The organism is Streptococcus parasanguinis (assembly GCF_016648925.1).
Taxonomy (GTDB): Bacteria; Bacillota; Bacilli; order Lactobacillales; family Streptococcaceae; genus Streptococcus.
In genome coordinates, this window is the sequence record NZ_JACLQX010000012.1 from 362 (window position 1) to 22,780 (window position 22,419).

At 41.2% G+C, this 22,419-nt stretch carries 9 protein-coding genes and 1 pseudogene; 8 read left to right on the forward strand and 2 right to left on the reverse strand.

All coding sequences use genetic code 11. The features are described from left to right. On the reverse strand, positions 1 to 2,543 hold a 2,543-nt coding region (locus H7T97_RS10385), incomplete at its 3' end, for a SpaA isopeptide-forming pilin-related protein (RefSeq protein ID WP_201089693.1). Positions 2,544 to 2,971: 428 nt separating this feature from the next. Between H7T97_RS10385 and H7T97_RS05715 the strand changes: the two genes are divergently transcribed. From H7T97_RS05715 to H7T97_RS05745, 7 genes are all read left to right on the forward strand, one after another. Next, positions 2,972 to 3,418 carry a dUTP diphosphatase gene (locus H7T97_RS05715; RefSeq protein ID WP_048716720.1) on the forward strand — a complete coding sequence of 149 codons (447 nt, stop codon included), beginning with the start codon at positions 2,972 to 2,974 and terminating at the stop codon, positions 3,416 to 3,418. Positions 3,419 to 3,427: 9 nt separating this feature from the next. Further along, a complete protein-coding gene (locus H7T97_RS05720) occupies positions 3,428 to 3,883 on the forward strand; it encodes an isochorismatase family protein (protein WP_201089695.1) in 456 nt (151 codons plus the stop codon). An 18-nt stretch (positions 3,884 to 3,901) separates the two neighbouring features. Then, on the forward strand, positions 3,902 to 4,441 hold the full coding sequence (locus H7T97_RS05725) for a histidine phosphatase family protein (RefSeq protein WP_201089697.1): 540 nt from the start codon (positions 3,902 to 3,904) through the stop codon (positions 4,439 to 4,441). Between the two features lie 16 nt (positions 4,442 to 4,457). Next, positions 4,458 to 4,949 carry a hypothetical protein gene (locus tag H7T97_RS05730; protein WP_201089699.1) on the forward strand — a complete coding sequence of 164 codons (492 nt, stop codon included), beginning with the start codon at positions 4,458 to 4,460 and terminating at the stop codon, positions 4,947 to 4,949. 41 nt (positions 4,950 to 4,990) lie between these two features. Continuing rightward, the gene (gene radA, locus H7T97_RS05735) at positions 4,991 to 6,352 is read left to right on the forward strand and encodes a DNA repair protein RadA (protein WP_201089723.1); all 1,362 of its coding nucleotides are present in this window, start codon (positions 4,991 to 4,993) and stop codon (positions 6,350 to 6,352) included. 143 nt (positions 6,353 to 6,495) lie between these two features. Continuing rightward, positions 6,496 to 6,990, forward strand: coding sequence for a beta-class carbonic anhydrase (locus H7T97_RS05740; RefSeq protein ID WP_031575690.1), 495 nt, complete (start codon positions 6,496 to 6,498; stop codon positions 6,988 to 6,990). 250 nt (positions 6,991 to 7,240) lie between these two features. Continuing rightward, the gene (locus H7T97_RS05745) at positions 7,241 to 17,659 is read left to right on the forward strand and encodes a Spy0128 family protein (RefSeq protein ID WP_201089701.1); all 10,419 of its coding nucleotides are present in this window, start codon (positions 7,241 to 7,243) and stop codon (positions 17,657 to 17,659) included. Between the two features lie 435 nt (positions 17,660 to 18,094). Here H7T97_RS05745 and H7T97_RS05750 read toward each other — a convergent pair whose 3' ends face one another. Further along, on the reverse strand, positions 18,095 to 21,982 hold the full coding sequence (locus H7T97_RS05750) for a glycoside hydrolase family 66 protein (protein ID WP_201089703.1): 3,888 nt from the start codon (positions 21,980 to 21,982) through the stop codon (positions 18,095 to 18,097). Between the two features lie 306 nt (positions 21,983 to 22,288). Here H7T97_RS05750 and H7T97_RS10425 point away from each other — a divergent pair. After that, positions 22,289 to 22,363, forward strand: a pseudogene (locus tag H7T97_RS10425) (hypothetical protein); the annotation flags it as partial. Between the last annotated feature and the right edge of the window lie 56 nt (positions 22,364 to 22,419).

The following is a 22,419-nucleotide window of genomic DNA, read 5'->3' on the forward strand; positions in this document are numbered from 1 at the left end:
CTTACAAGACCATTGGCATCTGAGGTTGCTGTCGCTTGACCTTCTCCATATGGGTTGGCAACTGGGGTCACACCATCTGCTTCAAAGAGTCCAAAGACAGCTCCTGCAAGGTCTTGACCGACTAGATTCACCTTATGCAATTGAATATTGTAAAGTTTCAACTCAGGTTTTTCAACAACTGGTGGTGTTGGTGGAATAGCAGTAAATGGTTTATTCACCACATTACCCTTATCAACTACCAAATCTGTCGCAGCAGTTAACTCTGCCGCAGAAACAGTGATTGAAACGTTTGAAAGTTGGTATCCTGCCGGAGCAGTCAATTCTTTAATAACATAATCCTTAGCCTCAAAGCCTACAAAGCTTACAAGACCATTGGCATCTGAGGTTGCTGTCGCTTGACCTTCTCCATATGGGTTGGCAACTGGGGTCACACCATCGGCTTCAAAGAGACCAAATACAGCACCTGCAAGAGCATTTCCATCTGCGTTAGCTTTGTGCAATTGAATGTTGTACAGTTTCAATTCAGGTTTGTCAACAGTCGGTGGAGTTGGTGGAATTGAAGTTGTTACCAATTTGTTAGTGAATGATTTCTTATCACCATATGCCACAGAAGCTTTGAGTGTATTGCTTGCATCATCTTTTGTGACAGTTACAGTAGCATCAATACTTCCTTCATCGTAGGTCATTCCTTTTGCTTTGCTTTCAGGAATAACTTCTTTAATCGTGTAGTGGAAGGTTTTTCCTGCGTCCTCTGATGAATATGAAATGTCATCAAAGGTTACCGTACCATCTGCAGCATTTTGTTTTGTTTGAAGAACTTTTCCGGTTTCATCCAACAATTGGAAATTGAATTCACCATTCTTCAATTCAGCACCTTCTAAAATCTTGCTCGCTGAAATTTTAGCTTTTGCTGGTTGAGGAGCCGTATAAGTATTTGAGAAGGTTTTATTATCTGGATAAGCCACATCTGCTTTCAGGTTGTCGCCATCTTTTTTCACCTTAACAGTTACTTGTTTATCAGTCTTGTCATAGGTAATACCTGGGGTATTTCCAGCTACTTCCTTAACAGTGTAAGTGTGTTCACCTTCTTCGGTGTACTCAATTGGTGCAAATGTTACTTTTCCGTTTTTGTTTGTAACAGTTTGAAGCTTGTTAGCACCCTCGTACAATTCAAAGCTAAATTCACCATCTGTTAGATCACGTCCTGTAAGAGTTTTATCTAATTCGATGGTAGCTTGAGTTGCTTTAGGTTTTGCTTTTGGATTGACGATTGTCTTCGTCACTGATTTATCAGTTCCACTAAAGTCTTCAGCATTAACTGGGGTATCAGCAGTAGTAATGGTATAACCTTCAGGTGCTTGTAACTCAGTTAAGATGTATTTATCTTTTAAAAGACCATTGACTGTAATGTTACCTTTATCATCTGTTACATATTCCCCGATTACTTGGTTGTTGGCCTGACGTACCACTTTGAATTTAGCTCCAGCAAGTGGTTGGTTAGCATCATCTACTTTGTGAATATGAATGGTAAAGACATAACCAACACCAGAACCACCAGCAATTTGAACGGCAGCTTTATTTACTGCTTCTTTAGTATCGATGTTCTTACCTTTTAAAGTAGCCTGGTTATTTAAGATTTCCCCATCGACTGGTGAGTAATTTAAATGAACATCATACGTAATACGGTATTGATCCGTCTCACTAATATCTCCAAGATTCACAACAAATGATTGACCATTTTCACCAACAGTTACAGGATGTTCATTGGTTACATCCTTAGTATTATTAAATTGCCATCCACCATCGACATAAGACATCTCACCTTTTGTCACACGAAAACTATCTTTAACATAAGAAGCATTGGTAAATTGCAATGTGTCTTCTACTGTAACCTCTTTAATATTTTGCTTTAGTTGGTTCACAGAAATGGTATAGGAAATAGTCTTAGGGTCATCTTTGTGAACCCAACTTGTTTTCTTTAAAAGGTTTGGATCACCATCACCAACCCCTTTAAAGGTAACTTTACCTGCAATAATTGTTTTGTTGTTAACCGTCACTTCAACCGGAATTTCTCCTTGTTGAGGGTGCTTTTTGAAGTCGATACGGGCATAGAAGAAGAACGATCCATTTGTATCGGAATGTTTTTCAACATAGTCTGTATACGTTAATGTTAATTTTTTATTTTCAGCATCAACAGTAGCATGAGCGATAATTTCATTTGTGTTAATATCGCGAATTTCAAAACTATCGGATGTGATAATTAATGCATCTGGTACGGTAACTGTAGTTTGGTCACCTGCTTTAACATTTTTACCTGCTAAATCATATGTTGCATTAATACGGAACGTTGCCCATTGTCCTAATTCCCAATCAAGGTTGCCGCCTTCATTATTGGAAACTTGTATGTTTGAAATTGTATCGACCCATTTTCCGCTTACTGTCACTCCAGGAGTTTCTGCTGAAGTGCGATTCAGACCTAAAGCGAAAAGCATGGCCACTAAACAAAGGACAAATGAGAAAATTTTGATATTCCTATTCTTCATCTTATCTTCCCTTTTCATAAAAAAATTAGTGCCTAATCATCAATACCTGATTACTTTTAACGATATGGATCTTTCAAATCCTATCTGTTGGTAATTAGAATTGAGTGCTGAGACACGACCTCCATTAAATAATTTTATAGGGTAAAATATTTTACTTTTAAAATTATTCCCTACACAGGGAATTATAGCAAAAATAATAATTGGCTTCAAGCTAAAATCGGTGAAATTAGGTGTTTTTAAGCTGTTTCATTAATTTTCACTTTCTTTTAGAAAACAACCATGAAATCATCATATAATTTACAAATAATGAAGGTGAAAAAGGAGGTTTTTACTCAAAAAATACGAATAGTAGAATTGAAGAGACGCTAGGGAAAAGTGATGGTATAATAGAAAAGATAGAAACTATTTAGAATGAAAGAGGAATCATGATGACAAAAATTCGTGGATTTGAACTTGTATCAAGCTATACCAATCAGGACTTGTTGCCAAAACGGGAGACAGCACACGCAGCTGGCTACGACTTAAAGGTGGCAGAGCGCACGGTCATTGCACCAGGAGAAATCGTCCTCGTCCCAACTGGGGTCAAGGCCTATATGCAACCGACTGAGGTGCTCTATCTCTATGACCGTTCCTCTAACCCTCGCAAAAAAGGCCTGGTCTTGATCAACTCTGTTGGGGTTATCGATGGAGACTACTACGGCAATCCAGGAAATGAAGGCCATATCTTTGCTCAGATGAAAAACATTACGGACCAAGAAGTCATCCTTGAAGTTGGGGAACGTGTAGTTCAGGCTGTCTTTGCGCCGTTCTTAATTGCAGATGGGGATGAAGCGGATGGCGTGCGGACCGGTGGATTTGGAAGTACGGGAAAATAGAGGAATAAAATGGCAGACTATTTATTAGTTGTAGACATGCAGTCAGATTACGTTGCTGTAGGAAAAGCATATCATGAAAAACTGACTGCAGCTGTAAATGACAAAATTGCTACCTATCCTAGCGACCGAGTTATCTATATTCTCAATCGTTTTTTCTGGGAGAGAAAAGATAGGAAGAAGAAATTTGCGACCGACTTGCTGGTTGTATCTTCTCGTATTTTTGAAAAGCGTCGGGCTTCTTGCTTTACTAATCCAGATTTAAAAGATTTTTTAGAGGGAAACGGTGCTAAAAGCATAGAGTTTATAGGGGTAGATGGCAATGGCTGTGTCAAGGCTTCCGTTTTGGCAGCTGTCAAGGAGAATTATCAGGTTTCTGTCGATTTGTCTGCTGTCGGAGTTGCCAACCAGAAGAAATTCTCTAAAACACTGAAGCAGTGGCAAGATTGCGGAATCAAGATTGGATAGTTTTATGGGGATCTTAATATGAAGATTATCTTTGTTCGTCATGGGGAGCCAGATTATAGTATGCTTGATAAACTTGAAAATCCGCAACTCTATAGTGGTTTTGGTCGTGATTTAGCACCATTGACAGGAAAAGGTCGCAGTCTGGCAAAAGAAGTTGCTAAAACTGCAAGTTTTGGAAAGGCAGAGATTATTATTTCATCGTCTGTGACGAGGGCTTTAGAAACAGCACATTATATAGCAGTTGAAACAGGATTGGACTTGTTTGTGGAGCCGTTTTTTCATGAGTGGCGTCCAGACTTAGATGGCACTAACTCTGATTTAACTAGTGTATTGGTAGCTCATGAATATTATCTAAAACATCAAGGAGCTTTATCTGAAGATTCTCTTTATCGCTATGAAACTGATCTAGAGATGCGTCATCGTTTTTTAACAGCTTTGGAAAAATATAAAAATTATAAAACTATTATCATTGTAACTCACGGAATGCTCATGCGCCAGTTTGTGCCAAATGAGAAGATTGATTTTTGCCAAGTGATTGAGTGTGAGATAGAGATATAGAAAGAAGTACAATGAAATGAGCTATAAAGATTTTCAAGCTTTTACCGCCGAGAATTGTCGAGGGTATAAGAAGATTTTTGAGATTAGTATTGGAGGATTTCTTTACCTAGCATTTATCCCTGAGGCCCATCATCAAATTCTTTGCATTTCTTCAGACTACATGTCCATCATTGACAGTGAAAATGGTCAAGTTACTCCAATAGATGGTGATTACGATGAAATAGAGTTAGTAGCCATGTGTGAGGGCTCTGATTCTCCTATCCTTATCGCTGGGCAATATGGTGGAAGTCTCCCTCTGAACAATGGTGAAAACATTCGAGTGACAATGGATAAAAACCAATCTGAAGAATATCCGATTTTAACCATTTATTGGGAAGAGAATAAAGAAACTAGAACTCAAATTTATAAAGGTTATTTACCCTATATTTTTGGATTTAGTCCTGATGGGGAGTATTATGTCCATGCGGATGATGGTGGATTGATTGTTCTGAAAAGAAATAGTTACTGATGTGAAAAATTAATAAGAGATTTTAAAATGAGAGGATTAGAATCATAGCTAAGAAAAAAACGACTTTTATTTGTCAAAATTGTGCCTACAATTCACCCAAGTATCTAGGGCGCTGTCCCAACTGTGGATCTTGGTCTTCTTTTGTCGAGGAGGTCGAGGTCGCAGAGGTCAAGAATGCACGGGTATCCTTGACGGGTGAAAAGACCAAACCCATGAAATTGGCGGACGTGACCTCTATCAATGTCCATCGGACCAAAACTGAGATGGAGGAATTTAACCGCGTCCTTGGTGGTGGTGTGGTGCCGGGAAGTCTTGTCCTTATCGGTGGAGATCCAGGAATTGGGAAATCGACCCTGCTTCTTCAAGTATCGACCCAACTATCTCAAGTGGGAACAGTTCTCTATGTTAGTGGAGAGGAGTCAGCCCAGCAGATTAAGTTACGAGCTGAGCGCTTGGGGGATATCGACAGTGAGTTTTATCTTTATGCTGAGACCAATATGCAGAGCGTGCGAGCAGAAGTAGAGCGCATCCAGCCTGACTTCCTCATCATTGACTCCATTCAGACGATTATGTCTCCTGAAATTTCAGGGGTTCAGGGGTCTGTGTCTCAGGTACGCGAGGTAACAGCTGAGCTTATGCAGCTAGCTAAGACCAATAACATCGCCATCTTTATCGTAGGGCATGTGACCAAGGAAGGAACCTTGGCGGGTCCTCGGATGCTGGAACACATGGTGGATACGGTGCTCTACTTTGAGGGAGAACGCCATCATACCTTCCGGATTCTGAGAGCGGTCAAAAACCGTTTTGGCTCGACCAATGAGATCGGTATCTTCGAGATGCAATCAGGTGGACTGGTTGAGGTCCTCAATCCGAGTCAGGTCTTTCTGGAAGAACGTTTGGATGGTGCGACAGGATCCTCTATCGTAGTTACCATGGAAGGGACGCGTCCAATTCTAGCTGAAGTGCAGGCCTTGGTGACGCCAACCATGTTTGGAAATGCCAAGCGGACGACGACAGGGCTTGATTTCAATCGGGCCAGTCTCATCATGGCGGTTCTAGAAAAACGCGCAGGCCTCTTGCTTCAAAATCAGGATGCCTACCTCAAGTCTGCAGGTGGTGTCAAGTTGGATGAGCCAGCTATCGACCTAGCCGTAGCCGTAGCCATTGCCTCCAGCTACAAGGACAAACCAACAAACCCGCAGGAATGTTTCGTCGGAGAGTTGGGCTTGACAGGAGAAGTCCGCCGGGTCAATCGGATCGAACAACGCATCAATGAAGCTGCCAAGCTCGGTTTTACCAAGATTTATGTTCCGAAAAATTCTCTGACAGGGATTTCGACACCATCAGGGATCGAAGTGGTCGGTGTGAGTACACTGTCTGAAGTCTTGAAGAAAGTATTTTAATTTTAATAGTAGAAAAGTCTTAAACGGGAAGTTTAAGGCTTTTTTTCAGATGTGACAGATGACAGGAGGTATCCCCTGACAGAAAGGATCGGATATGGTAAAATAATAGATGGTTTGAATTTCAAAGGGATAAAGGAGAGACCATGTCTTATTTTGATAATTTTTTAACAGCCAACCAAGCTTATGTAGCGCTACATGGAGACCTCCGTCTTCCGATTAAGCCCAAAACACAGGTAGCCATTGTGACCTGTATGGATTCCCGGCTTCACGTGGCGCCTGCACTAGGTCTGGCTCTTGGAGATGCCCATATTTTGCGGAATGCTGGAGGGCGCGTGACAGAGGACATGATCCGCTCCTTGGTCATTTCGCAGCAGCAAATGGGAACCCGTGAAATTGTGGTCTTGCACCATACAGACTGTGGCGCACAGACCTTTGAAAACGAAGGTTTCCGTCAGCATCTCAAGAAAGAACTGGGTGTGGATGTAGGAGATCGCGATTTCCTTCCCTTTCAAGATATTGAGGAGAGTGTCCGCGAGGATATGGAGCTTTTAAAGGCTTCTCCTTTGATTCCAGAGGATGTCGTTATTTCGGGAGCTGTGTATGATGTGGATACTGGATTGATCTCAGAAGTGAAATAATGATATAGAAGAGTATAGGAAGACAGAACGATCTTTGTTTTCCTGTATTCTTTTTTTGATGTAAAAAAAGTGAACCGAATAGGAAAAAATGTGACAATTTAGCACAAATTATTAAAAAATATGTGGTATAATATGACATTTTAACAAGAATATTACAAATTAATTTCAACAGATTGACTGTAGATGTCAAGGGTGTTACAATTTTATTTGTATCATGGAATCATGAAATATGAAAAAGGAGATCCTATAAATGAAGGATGTATTTAATAAGCGCCAGCGCTTTTCATTGCGAAAGTATAGCGTTGGGGTTTGTTCAGTTCTTTTAGGAACAGCACTCTTTGCTGCAGGAGCTCAATCTGCGTCAGCAGATGAAGCAACAACAGCCTCTGAATCTGCGGGAACAGCAGCTTCAGAAGCAACACAACCTGCTACAACTGAGTCAAGTCAAGCAGAAGCACCAGCTGCTTCTAAGGCATACGGGGAAGGGGCATCAGTTCCAAAAATTGACCTTTCTGGAACTGCTGCTGCAACTTCAGAAACACCAGCTTCAGCGACTGAAAAAACTGAGGCAGCTGCAACACCAGCTGCTACAGAAAATAAGGTAGCTCCAGCTGAAACTAAAAAAACTGAAGAAGCTTCAAAACCACTAAACGTTGGTTCATTGCCAGAAATCGCTCTACCAACAGCGAAAAAGGCAGAAACCAGCTCTAAACCAGCTTCTACAACAGCGGCTACCACTGCTCAACCTACTGCAACTCGTGCTGCAGCAGGTGAAAGCTCAGAGAGAGCAGCTGCAAGAGAAGAAGCAACTACACCAGCAGGAACAACTACTTTTTCAGCTACTGTAAGTTCAGCAGCTCCAATCACTGGCACAGAAACAACTGCGCAAGCAGAAAAAGCAGCAAGTACAGATGCTGCTGCGGCTGTAGCAACTGCTAATGAAGAACGTACAAATGCTGGTGCTTTGGCAACAAGTCGTAGCCGTCGTGGTAAACGTGCTTTAACAGACCACAATAACGAGCCGGTTGCTGTAGCAACTTTCCTAAAAGACGGTGAAGTTGCTACACCTGAGATGACGGATCCAAATGGTGCAAGTGTTCGTTCACAAACAGTACCATCAGGATACGCTGCTAAAGAAGGCGATGTCTATACTTATAGCATCGTAGACCTCACTCGCTTTAATGAACGCTACAATACAAACTACTATACTCGAGCATACAAGAGATTTGATGCTTCTACAGATACAACTGTTGAATTAATCGATAAAACTACAGGTAATGTAGTAGAAACTAGAACCATCACAGCTTCTAGCGGTATTCAAAAATTCACAACAACTACAGCTGCATCTAAAAGTGAATTAACTTGGCAAGTTGATTACGATCCAGGTACAGGAACTGGTCCTGGTAAAACGGACCAACCATTTATTCAATATGGTTATGAAGTTGGAGCAAGCATCCAAGCTTTAGTAGCTCCAGGACATCAACTTACACCTGACGAACAAAAATTATACGATGCTGTTTATGCTGCTCGTACATCAACAGATATTATCAACGTTGTAGAACCAGCTTATAACGGTCGTACGATTACGGATACCAATGCCAAGATTCCAGCATCAGTTAATAAAACAACTTACTATAAAGTAGTTGATAAAAATAATCCAACATTTAACGCGAATAAAACGGATGTAACTGTTCAAGATTATAAAGAAAATGGTAATGAAGTTGAGTTAGCTTCATACACTCTTAAAGCTATGGAAGGGCAAAACTTCACAGCATCTGGAGAGCGTCAATTTGATGGTTACAAATTGTATCAAGCAGCTGATGCAAATGATCAATCAGGTTATGTAAGTCGCCCTTACAAAGTTGGAACTAAATTCATGGACGCTGAGCGTGCAGGAATTAAACGGATTAAAGAAATCGTAGGGGAAGACGGATCTGTAGTTGTTCGCGTTTATCTTCTAGATCCAAAACAACAAAGCAAACGTTCTGATGGTAGCTTGAGCACTGATGGCTACATGTTGCTAGCAGAAACCAAACCGATTAAACCAGGTGATTATAACAAACAAGAACTAGCTGTTAAGAAAACACCACTAAACACCATTCCTTTCACAGATAGCAAAGGTGTAACCTATGCAAATGGTAAGGAAGTTCCATTTGACTTCCAAAAAGCTGCTGGATATACACCGTACAAGACTGTCTTTGTTCCATTCTTGGGAGATAACATTGGTCACCTTTCTCCAAACGAACAATTGATTCGAGGAGTAACTGGTATCGGTACCAACGTTGACTTGCTTAACTCTTTGACGCCGTATAAACAACCTGTTTACTACTACGTGAAGCAAGAACCAGTAACAGTCACTCCAGAAGTTGAAAAACAATTGGAAGGACGTGTGCTTGTTGATGGTGAATTTAGCTTCAAGATTAAAGAAGTCAATGAAAACAAATCACTTCCTTCATATGAAGAAACTGTAACTAACAAAAACGGTAAAGCTTCATTTAGTAAATTAAGCTTCAATAAAGTTGGTACTTACATTTACACAATCACTGAGGTTAAAGGGGCAGATACAAACGTCGATTACGATGGTATGACAGTTAAGATGACTGTTACTGTAACTGAGAACTCTAAAGGTGATTTGCAAGGTTCCGTTAAATACAGCGGTACTGGCGGATTTGCTTCAAGTGCAGATGATAAAGTCTTCAACAACTACGTTGTAGCTCCAGTTAAGACTAAGTTTGACTTCAGCAAGGCTCTTGCAGGTCGTGAGTTGAAAGCCGGTGAATTTAGCTTTGTATTGAAAGATTCAGATGGTAAGGTCATTCAAACCAAGACAAATACTAAGGCAGGTGTTGTAGCCTTTGATGATTTGACTTTTGATAACACACAAGTTGGTACACACAAATATACTGTAGAAGAAGTTATCCCAGAAAATAAAGAAACTGGTATGACTTACGACACAATGAAAGCTGAAGTGACCATTACTGTTACTAAGCAAGGTCATGTTCTTAAAGCAACAAACACACTTCCTGCAGATACAGAGTTCAACAATACCTTCACACCTGTTGCTACACAAGCTCAATTCAAGTTCACTAAGAAATTGGAAGGGAAAGAGCTCACGAAGGATGCCTTCACATTTGAATTGGTTGAAAATGGTAATGTCATCCAAACGAAGAAAAATGCGGCTGATGGAACCATCCAATTCGACGCGATTTCTTACGATAAAGAAGGTTCTCACACTTATACTGTACGTGAAGTAGCTGGAACAGATACAAACATCGACTACGATGATATGAATGCAGTCGTAAAAGTTAACGTTACGAAAGATGCTGCATCTGGTGTCTTGACTGCTAAGGTTACAATGCCTGAAGATACAGAGTTTAACAACTTTGCAGTAGCTCCAGTTAAGACTCGTTTCGACTTCAGCAAAGCCCTTGCAGGCCGTGAGTTGAAAGAAGGCGAATTCAGCTTTGTATTGAAAGATTCAAATGGTAAGACTCTTCAAACCAAGACCAATACTAAACAAGGTGTTGTAGCCTTTGATGATTTGACCTTTGATAATACTCAAGTTGGTACTCACAAGTACACTGTAGAAGAAGTTATCCCAGAAAATAAAGAAACTGGCATGACTTACGACCCAATGAAAGCTGAAGTAACAATCACTGTTACTAAGGAAGGTCATGTTCTTAAAGCAACAAACACACTTCCTGCAGATACAGAGTTCAACAACACCTTCACACCTGCTGCAGCTCAAGCTCAATTCAAGTTCACTAAACGTCTTGAAGGGAAAGAGCTTACAAAGGATGCCTTCACATTCGAATTGCTTGAAAATGGCAATGTGATCCAAACCAAGAAAAATGCAGCAGATGGATCTATCACATTTGATGCGATTGAATACAACGCTGTAGGTGAACACACTTACACTGTACGTGAAGTAGCTGGCGCAGATACAAACATCGACTACGATTCAATGAATGCAGTCGTAACTGTTAATGTAACCAAAAATGCAGCTACAGGTATCTTGAGCGCAGCTGTTACAATGCCAGAAGACACTGAGTTTAACAACTATGTGGTTTCTCCAGTTGTAACGAAATTTGACTTCACTAAGAAGTTGGCTGGCCGTAAATTGGCTGCAGGCGAATTCAGCTTCGTATTGAAAGATGCTGCTGGTAACAAAGTTGAAACAGTGAAAAATGATGCTGACGGTAATGTTACCTTCTCAGAATTGTCATTTGACAATACAAAAGTTGGTACCCACACATATACTGTAGAAGAAGTGATTCCGGCAAACAAAGAATTTGGAATGACTTACGACCAAATGAAGGCTACAGTGACTGTTGAAGTTGCCAAGAACGGTCATTCATTGACAACTGTTACAAACGTGACATCAACAGGAGGTAAAGATGCCAATGGTAACGCTACTGATGGTACTGCAGATAAAGAATTCAACAACAAAGTTACTCCTCCAGAAACTCCAAAATTCCAACCAGAAAAATTTGTCGTTTCTAAAGAGAAATATGACATCACTGGTAACAAGTTGATGGATGACGACGATGAGTTGACAAATGAATACACTGAAACAAATGCAGATCCATATGTAGACAAGACAACCAACAACGAACCAGAAAACTTGAATACTAAGACAGTTAAACGTGGTTCTAAATTGGTTTACCAAGTATGGCTTGATACTACGAAATTTACTGAAGCGAACAACATCCAATACGTTGGTGTATCTGATACATACGACGCTGATAAATTGGACGTCAATGCAGCTGACATCAAAGCATACGATTCAGTAACTGGTGCAGAAGTAACCAATAAATTCGACATCAAAGTTGAAAACGGCACCATCACTGCAACTTCTAAAGATGAATTTATCAAAGATAAAGTAAACGCTCCTGTTATCGATACAACTAAGTTCGAATTTGGACGTTACTATAAATTTGATATTCCAGCAACTGTGAAAGAATCTGTTAAAGCTGGTGCTGATATTGAAAATACAGCCAACCAAACAGTTCACGTTTACAACCCAGTAAGCAAGACAGTTGAAAAACCTGAAAAACCAACACAAAAACGTGTCAACAGTGTTCCAGTTCCAGTGGAAATGAACTTCACGAAACGTTTGGAAGGTCGTGAACTTCAAAAGAACGAATTCGAATTCGTATTGAAGAAAGACGGCGTTGAAGTTGAACGCGTGAAGAATGACGCTGCTGGTAAGATCGTCTTCAAGACTCTTGAATTCGGTCGTGATGATCTTGGTAAGACATACAACTACACAGTTGAAGAAACTCCTGGTACAGATGCAACTGTCAAATACGACACAATGGTTGCGACTGTTAAAGTTGTGGTATCACATGATGGTACTGCTAAAGCGATCGTTGCCAACGTAACAGATGCTGCTGATAAAGAATTCAACAACCGTGTAACACCTCCAGAAGAACCTAAGTTCCAACCAGAGAAATACGTTGTTTCTAAAGAAAAATACGATATCACTGGTGACAAGCTCGTTGACGATGATAGAGAGTTGGCAGACAAGTACGCAGATACCAATGCGAACCCATATGCGGACGATGCATCAAACAACGAAGCAGAAAACTTGAATACCAAGACTGTTGAACGTGGTTCTAAATTGGTTTACCAAGTATGGTTGGATACAACTAAATTTGATGCAGCTAACAAGGACAACATCCAAACAGTTGGTATCTCAGATAACTATGATGAAGCTAAATTAAATCTTAATAAAGCTGACATCAAAGCCTATGACTCTGTAACAGGCGCAGAAGTAACAGATAAATTCGATATCGCTGTCAACAACGGTGTGATCACTGCTAACTTGAAAGCTGGCTTCACGAAGTCACTTGGCGATGCAGAAAACACACAAGTGATCGATACAACTAAATTCGCATTTGGACGTTACTACAAGTTCGACATTCCAACAACAGTGAAAGACGATGTCGTAGCTGGTGCAGATATCGAAAATACTGCGGCTCAAGTTGTTAACTACTACAACCCAACGACTAAGAAAGTTGAAAAACCTGAAAAACCAACTGAAAAACGTGTCAACAATGTTCCAATCTCAGTAGAATTTAACTTCACTAAGAAATTGGAAGGTCGCGACCTTAAAGCTGGCGAATTCACATTCGAGTTGAAAGATAGCGACAATGTTGTGATTGCGACTGCAACCAACGACGCAAGCGGTAACTTCAAGTTCACTCCAGTTGACTACACAAATAAAGCTGGTAAAACTGTCACTGCCCTTAAATACCAGAAGGGTCAAGAAGGTACTTACACTTACACTGTAACAGAGGTTAAGGGTACAGACTCAACTGTTACTTACGATGAAATGGCTGCAGTTGTAACTGTTAAAGTCAGTCATGATGGTACTGCGAAAGCCTTGATCACAAACGTGACAGAACCTGCCGATAAAGAATTCAACAACCGTGTCACTCCACCAACAGAACCTAAGTTCCAACCAGAGAAATACGTTGTTTCTAAAGCGAAATTCGATATCACAGGTACGAAGCTCGTTGATGACGATTCTGAATTGACAGATAAATATGGTGAAACAAACACAAATCCATATGTCGATACAACTGCCAACAACGAAGATGAAAACTTGAATACCAAGACTGTTGAACGTGGTCAAAAACTTTACTACCAAGTATGGTTGGATACAACTAAATTTGACGCAAACAACAAAGATAACATCCAAACAGTAGGTATCACAGATAACTACGACAAGGATAAATTGACTGTTAATGCTTCAGAAATCAAGGTTTACGATTCAGTTACTGGCGCAGACGTAACAACTAAATTCGATATCTCTGATAACAACGGTGTTCTGACAGCTAACCTGAAAGCAGGCTTCACTAAGTCACTTGGCGACGCTGAAAACACTCAAATCATTGACACGACTAAGTTCGAATTTGGACGCTACTATAAATTTGATATTCCAGCAACAGTGAAAGACGATGTCGTAGCTGGTGCCGATATTGAAAACAAAGCAGCTCAAGTTGTAAACTACTACAACCCAGTAAGCAAGACAGTTGAAAAACCAAACAAACCAACTGAAAAACGTGTCAACAGTGTTCCAATCTCAGTAGAATTCAACTTCACTAAGAAATTGGAAGGTCGCGACCTTAAAGCTGGCGAATTCACATTCGAGTTGAAAGACAGCGACAATGTTGTGATTGCAACTGCAACCAACGATGCAGCTGGTAAGATCAAGTTTGCCCCAGTAGATTACACTAATAAAGCTGGTGAAACGGTTACTGCCCTTAAATACAAGAAGGGTCAAGAGGGTACTTACAAGTACACAGTAGAAGAGGTTAAAGGAACAGACGCAACCGTAACTTATGACACAATGAAAGCTGTTGTAACAGTTGAAGTTCGTCATGATGGTACAGCGAAAGCCTTGATCACAAACGTGACAGAACCAGCTGATAAAGAATTCAATAACACAGTTCGTCCTCCAGAAGAACCTAAGTTCCAACCAGAGAAATACGTTGTTTCTAAAGAAAAATTCGATATCACAGGCGACAAGCTCGTTGATGATGACAAAGAGTTGGCAGACAAGTACGCAGATACTAATGCGGACCCATATGCGGACGATGCATCAAACAACGAAAAAGAAAACTTGAACACCAAGACTGTGAACCGTGGCGACAAGTTGGTTTACCAAGTATGGTTGGATACAACTAAATTTGACGCAACTAACAAGGACAACATCCAATCAGTAGGAATCTCAGATGACTACGATGAAGCTAAATTGGAACTTGATTCTACTAAGATCAAAGCTTACGATTCAGTAACAGGCGCAGAAGTAACAGATAAATTCGATATCACTGTGAACAACGGTGTGATCACTGCAACCCTTAAAGATGGCTTCACTAAGTCACTTGGCGATGCGGAAAACACACAAGTCATTGACACAACTAAATTCGAATTCGGACGTTACTACAAGTTCGACATCCCAACAACAGTGAAAGCTGATGTACCTGGTGGTGTGGATATTGAAAACACTGCGGCTCAAGTAGTTAACTACTACAACCCAACTACTAAGAAAGTTGAAAAACCAAGCAAACCAACTGAAAAACGTGTAAACAACGTGCCAGTTGAAGTGGAATTCAACTTCACTAAACGCTTGGAAGGTCGTGAACTGAAAGCTAACGAATTCAGCTTCGTGCTTAAAGATTCAGAAGGTAATACTCTTGAAACTGTGAAGAACGATGCATCTGGTAACGTTAAGTTCAAAGCTCTTGAATTCAAGAAGGGTCAAGAAGGCGTACACAACTACACAGTAGAAGAAGTTAAAGGAACTGACGCAACCGTTACATACGACACCATGAAAGCGAATGTAACAGTCACAGTTTCACACGACGGAACAGCTAAGATTCTCGTAGCGACTGTAGGCGACATTGCGGATAAAGAATTTAACAACCGTGTAACACCTCCTGAAACTCCAGAATTCAATCCAGAAAAATATGTTCTAAACGAAAAAGAATTTGATTTGACTGGAACTTCATTATTAGATGATGATAAAGAGTTGGCAGACAAGTACGCAGATACCAATGCGAACCCATATGCGGACGATGCATCTAATAACGAAGCAGCGAATATTAACACTAAATCAGTTAAACCAGGTCAAAAACTTGTTTACCAAGTATGGTTGGATACAACTAAATTTGACGCAAACAACAAAGACCATATCCAATCAGTAGGAATCTCAGATGACTACGATGAGGCTAAAGTTGATGTTGATGGTTCAGCAATCAAAGCTTATGATGGTAAGACTGGTGCGGATGTAACAGCTAAATTCGATATCACTGTGAACAACGGTGTGATTACTGCAACACTTAAAGATGGCTTCACTAAGTCACTTGGCGATGCAGAAAACACACAAGTCATCGACACAACTAAATTCGAATTCGGATGTTACTACAAGTTTGATATCCCAGCTACAGTGAAAGCTGACGTTAAAGGCGGAGTAGACATCGAAAATACTGCGGCTCAAGTAGTAAACTACTACAACCCAACTACTAAGAAAGTTGAAAAACCTGAAAAACCAACTGAAAAACGTGTAAACAGCGTGCCAGTATCAGTAGAATTCAACTTCACTAAGAAATTGGAAGGCCGTGAGCTTAAAGCTAACGAGTTCAGCTTCGTACTTAAAGATTCAACAGGTAAAGTTGTTGAAACAGTTAAGAACGATGCGGCTGGTAACGTTAAGTTCTCTAAACTTGAGTTCAAGAAAGGTCAAGAAGGCGTTCACAACTACACAGTTGAAGAAGTGAAAGGTACTGATGGAACTGTCACTTATGATGAGATGAAAGCAGTAGTAACTGTAGAAGTTAAACATGACGGAACAGCGAAAGCTCTCATCACTAACGTAACTGATCCAGCGGATAAAGAATTCAACAACACTGTTCGTCCACCTGAAACTCCAGAATTCAACCCAGAGAAATACATCTTGAACGAATCTAAATTCGATCTTACAGGTGTGAAACTTCTCGATGATGATGACGAGTTGAAGAATAAAGTTGCGGACACAAATGCAAATCCTTACGTTGATAAGACTGATAACAACGAAGCTCAAAATATCAATACGAAGACACTCAAGAAAGGTGATAAAGTATACTACCAAGTATGGTTGGATACAACTAAATTCACTGAAGCACACAATATTCAATCTGTTGGTGTTACAGATAAATATGACAGTGCAAACTTGACTGTCAACGGAGCTGATATTAAGGCATACGACTCTGTAACAGGAGAAGATGTAACAGCTAAGTTTGATATCAAGGTTGAAAACGGTGTGATTACTGCAACATCTAAAGCAGACTTGACTAAGTCACTTGGAGACGCAGAAAATACACAAGTTATCGACACAACTAAGTTGGCCTTTGGACGTTACTACAAGTTTGAAATTCCTGCAGAAATTAAACAATCTGCTCAAGATGGTGTGGACATTGAAAATACAGCTTCACAAATCGTACACCAATACGATCCAACTAAGAAGACTGTAGAAAAACCAGAAAAACCAACTGAAAAACGTGTAGTCAACATTCCAGTTAAGGTTCAATTCCAATTCACTAAGAAATTGGAAGGTCGTGCATTGAAGGCTGGTGAATTCAGCTTCGTTCTTAAGGACGAAAAAGGAAATGTGATCGAAACCGTAACCAATGATGCGGCTGGTAAGATCACCTTCTCAAATCTTGAATTCAAACGTGGTGAAGAAGGAACTCATCTCTACCATGTAGAAGAAATCCGTGGCACAGATTCTAGCATCGAATACGATAAGATGGTTGCCACTGTGGGTATTATGATTAACAAAGACGGTAAAGTATTGACGGCTATTACTCAGTTGCCAGAAGATACAGAGTTTAACAACACTGTTATTCCGCCAACAACACCGCCAACAACACCGCCAACAACACCGCCAAATACACCACCAACAACACCACCGAATACACCGCCGACAACACCACCGAATACACCACCAACACCACCAACAACACCGCCAACACCACCAACGCCACCAACACCTACAACTCCTCCAGCTCCAGCACTTCCTGAAACTGGTGAAGAACAATCAGCATCTGCTGCATTGTTAGGTGCTGCACTTGGTATGGTTGGCCTTGCGGGACTTGCAAAACGCAAAAAACGCGAAGACTAAAATTGAGGTGACATCAGCAAACTTGTTGATGAGGTGACAATTTTAGATCCAACAGGAAGAGGCTTTGCTCGAAAGAGCAAGGCCTCTTTGTTTGGTATTGGAAACTTAGAAAAACATGCATAAATGTGATGAAAAAGTTTCAGTAAAATTCTATATATTCATTTCATTCGGTTACTAGTTTCAGTAAAATTCCATTGACTTGAAGTAGAGAAAACAGTATACTAGTAAAGCAATTTGATCTTTCAAACTGCCGGCAACAAGGGGAATGAATCCACTTTGAATTGGAATACAGTAGGGTTTGGAGTGGTAGTACTTCACACCCTTATTGTCGTCAGTCACCCTCATAAAAGGGATCTAGACTCTGAATGAGTTGTATAAATATAAAAAAACTTCCTTGGAACAGAATTCCATAGGAAGTTTCTTTGTGTTTGGGATCTACTCTTGTTTCTTTTTGTAAGGGATAAGACTGGACAAACCTGCTAAGAGGCCAAGTCCAAGTAGGGCTAGCTGAGAGGTTTCTTCACCTGTTGCAGGTAGATGAGTTCCTTCTTGAGGGGTGTTAGGAACAACTTCAGGGAGTTCCTCTTTTTGGCTTGTTGTTTCAAGAGGTTTCTCCTCTTCTTTGTTAGAGAGAAGTGTTGATCCCTTTTCTTCATGAGCATCAGTCGTGTTTGCTTTTGTCACGGAAGGAAGAGGGCTAACTGTTTCTTCATTTTCTGTTTCTGGGGATGGTTGTGGAGTAGGGATTTCTTTGACCTTATAGGCAAAGATCAAGATGGTTGTTCCCACTTCTACGTTTCCAGTTTGTTCAGCTACACCGATCCGTTCGTAGATGTGGCCGTCGTAGGAAATCTCATCTGGTGCGCTAGCGACGTAAGGGGTTCCATTGTCCACATTTGTTGCAACAGCAAGCTCTGGTTGCAATTCAGTGCTAGTATCTTGGATGACAAATCGCGCGATGACTGTTCCCGTAGCTAACTTGTAATCATAGATGACAGTTTTCATTCCCTTAGTGACTGTGCCACTTGGATCAGCAGAATCAGCACGGTGTCCAACTAGGTGGTAGATACGACCATCTTTTGTGATTTCTGTTGGGGCCTCACTGGTGTACTTGGTGCCGAAATCTACCTCTGTAGCAAGGTCTTGCGCCTCTTGCAGATCAGTGTCGCCTCCCTCAGTGAGGAATCGTACTCTGACAGATCCTTTGCTGATGGCATAGGTAATAGCAGTATCAGCTGTTGGAGAATCAGGGCTTGGAAGAAGATAGCCTTTGGTCTCGTCAAGAGGATCCACAAGGTTTAAGACTTGTCCACGAGCATCTTTTGGCTCTAATCCCTCCACGTAAGGAAGGATAGCAGTAGGAGATGCGATAGCAGTTGGATTTGTGGGATCGTTTAGATAAGGGATCTCTTTTTGAGCATGGGCTGGCTCTTTACCAGTAGCATAGCTGATCCTATAGGCACCGACTGGGCGATAGATGACCGTATCTGTGATGTCTGCTGCATCAGCATGAATGCCTGTATGTTCTCCTGCTTTTGTCAGATCAGAAGAGACGGCATCAGTCGATTCTTCTGCTACGACAACATAGCCTTTTTTGACGGGATTTTCAAGAGCTACAAAGCTTGTGCCGTCTTGCGCTATCCAGTCTTCAAGACTTGTCTCACCTGTCACCAAATTGATGGTACCTTTGCGAGTGAAATGAAGGCTGTCAGTTTGGTCAGCTATTCCTGCAGACTGGCGGTTAGATCCATCCTGGTCCTCAGTCACATAGGTCGCTGTACGAGTCACTGTTTCAGACAAATGATTCAGATCAGCCGTTGTTTGACCAGCTGGAGCTAGAGGAGTTGGATAGACACGCCCCTCGCTGTCTCCTGGAACAACTTGACCGGCTTGGATGGGTTGTGCTGCAGAAAATTCTACAATTTTTGGTGCCAAGCGGACAATAAACTCTTGAACGCCATCTTCATTTGTGTTGTTAGCGTCGCGGTCAAAGTTTGGTTGTCCGTCTGCATCGAAGCCATTTTCTACTAGTTCATAGCCTTTCTTCAAATAGTTGGCAATGGTTTCTTTTGTCGAGTAGTTGATCTTTTCACCTGTATGACCAACTAAATCACTGGAACGCTCTAGCTCAACTCCGTTTTCGTCTTGATAAAGAACATGAGCGGCTTCATTGAGTTTGACGTAGAGCATATCCCATACATCTAGACTCGGAACATCGATAGCAGCCATCCATTGGCCAGCTCCTCCGTCATAATAAACATTTGCGCTTGTTTCCCGGAGGTTGATGTTGTATTTTCCTTCAACAGCATCAGGTGTTGCCCAGTAAATGCTGGCGTGTTCAGCCTGGTCTTTTGTGATTTTTCCGAGTGGAACAAAAGCTTGAATATTGGTCAATTTTTCGGTTGTATTCACAGCGCTGTTCCATTTGTTTTCAGTGATGCCGACCAAATTGATCAAGTGAGCAATCCGATCACCTGTCTTGGTTTCTTTTGTAATGGTATAAACGGTTCCAGGTTGAACCCCGTCAGCATTATCTAGGTTGGATCCGATGAAGTTGCCGTTCACCAGTACATTTGTATTGTCTACAATCCGACGAGTATCATGCGCCAAGGTTTCGCGCCCGCGGAGAAGTTCTTGATAAGCAACGATGAATTCTTGGTAGTTGAATTCTGCATTGGCAAAGTCAGCATTGACTGGTAGGTTTTGATTGAGATACCATTCTGCTTGGATCACCCCAAAACCTTTAGCATCCTGAGAAGTATTGAGGGCTGCAGTCGTCATATGGTAACCACCGCTCGCTGCGATGATGGCATCTGTCAGCAATTCGTTGTCTTTGCTGAGGGCTGATGCATTTTTACCACGATGGGTATAGGCTGCGATGATAGGAGATTTCCCCTTGTATAAATCACGCATCCGTTCGGTGAGACGAGTCAAGGCTTGGTAGGTAGAGTCATAGGCAATGCTATCTCCCCAAACTTCCGCATAAGGTGCAGAGACATTGGTCTTACCTAGTCGATCAGCATCTCCAGTGGAGATATCGTTGATCATGAAATCATAGCCTTCTTTTTTTAGGGCCTCTGTCGCAGCTGTGGCTAGTTCTGGATAGTGTTCGCTCAAAGAGAAGCCTTTTCCAGGTTCACTGACTTTTTCCACCCAGTTAGATCCCATGGTATCCCCTTGCCATCCATCAAAATTTCCTTCTTTCATGGCTTTAGTCATGACTTCAATGATAAATTTTTGCCAATTTGGATCACCCGGATCGAGAAATTGTTGGATATCGGTCGCTGTGACATCACCCTTTTTACCAAAGTTGAAATGGTCTTGTAGATTGCGAACAATGGCACTTTTTACTTCATTTGGGACCCCTTCTTTCAGGGAAACCGCGTAAATCATGTTATAGAGCATGGCTTTGGCACCAGTTGAATGGACATGAGCCACTAGCTCTTTGACTGCTTCTGTATCGATGACAGGTAAGTAGGACTTGCGCTTGTCAGGATCTGTTTCGCTATTTGGAATCAAGAAAGTCGCCCAATCTTGAGTGAAACGTTCAACATTTGCTGGGAATGGGTTGGCAGGTGTATTGTAGACATCGTAGAAGAAGTAGTTGTTGATGTGCATATTGGCCAATTGGTCAATACTATTCTTGTAGCCTTCTACCTGATCATTGGTGATGGAGTTGTGATTGTCTTTTGAGCCGGCAACCACCCCATAACGTGGGTAGATCGTCCAGTCATCTTCAACAGCAAGACCCGCTGCCTTATGAAAGGCTTGGGAACCATCTGCTTTCTTACCAAGGACATCTACGATAAATCCAGCATTAGGTGAAAAGACAGTACTTGGAATTGTCAGTTCGCTACCTTCAACGTTTTTCTTTTCATAAATGACCTGATCTAAATGAGAGACAGTGACATCAGATGAAACCACTTCAGAGTTGTTGATGGAAATGCGGACGTCTTCGCCACTTTTATAAGTCGCTTTATCAAAGGTGACATCGTTGGTGATTTTTGGAGTATTATAAGTAGTTGCTGGAGCTGCACTGACCGGTTGAGTGGCAGTTACAGTTGGTGTTGATTCCGATGGCGAAGACGTTGCTTCCGTCGTAGTACCTTCCTCACTAGTAGTGGTAGGAGTACTGGTGTTGGTTGCTACTGGTTGAGCGGTTGCTGAAATCTCAGAAGTCGGATTGCTGTTGACCTCGTCAGCCATGGCAACAGAGCTTACCATCAAGGCTCCAAAAAGGGTAATCATAGAGACCAATGCCTTGTTGCGTTTGCGGAAATAGCCGTGCCCTTTTTCAGAGACACTATTTTTTTGTTGATTCATTTTTTTCTCCCACATACTGTTTGTATAGTTCGTTGAACAGTTTAAAGTAAATTGTTCTATCGATGCCAATAAGTATACGACATTTCACTAGATAGTGTCAATTTAAGAATGAAAGCCAGCATGTAAACTTTCATGAAATTATTAGAAAACCGCACTAAATAAAGGTTTTTGATTCAGAAAAATGAACAAACGGAAAACGTTTGACACAAAATTTCCTCGCATTTAAAAAAAGGTACAAATTAGTGATAAAAGCAACTGGAGGAGAAATATTTGCACAAACCTTATTACTAAAGGGAATCAGCAACAGCTCTTACCAGCCTTGGCTTGCTTGCTGTAATTGCAGGAGGCTTGGGTTTTGCTCGAAAGAAAAAAGGAGACTAAGATGTTCTTTCAATCCTTTAAAAAAATATCACGATTAAAAACCAGAAGGCACTACC

Bases quoted from the DNA above. Each gene is read 5' to 3' on its own strand.
- H7T97_RS05715 (WP_048716720.1), top strand. From the start codon at position 2,972: ATGACAAAAATTCGTGGATTTGAACTTGTATCAAGCTATACCAATCAG.
- H7T97_RS05720 (WP_201089695.1), top strand. From the start codon at position 3,428: ATGGCAGACTATTTATTAGTTGTAGACATGCAGTCAGATTACGTTGCT.
- H7T97_RS05725 (WP_201089697.1), top strand. From the start codon at position 3,902: ATGAAGATTATCTTTGTTCGTCATGGGGAGCCAGATTATAGTATGCTT.
- H7T97_RS05730 (WP_201089699.1), top strand. From the start codon at position 4,458: ATGAGCTATAAAGATTTTCAAGCTTTTACCGCCGAGAATTGTCGAGGG.
- H7T97_RS05740 (WP_031575690.1), top strand. From the start codon at position 6,496: ATGTCTTATTTTGATAATTTTTTAACAGCCAACCAAGCTTATGTAGCG.
- H7T97_RS05745 (WP_201089701.1), top strand. From the start codon at position 7,241: ATGAAGGATGTATTTAATAAGCGCCAGCGCTTTTCATTGCGAAAGTAT.
- H7T97_RS05750 (WP_201089703.1), bottom strand. From the start codon at position 21,982: ATGAATCAACAAAAAAATAGTGTCTCTGAAAAAGGGCACGGCTATTTC.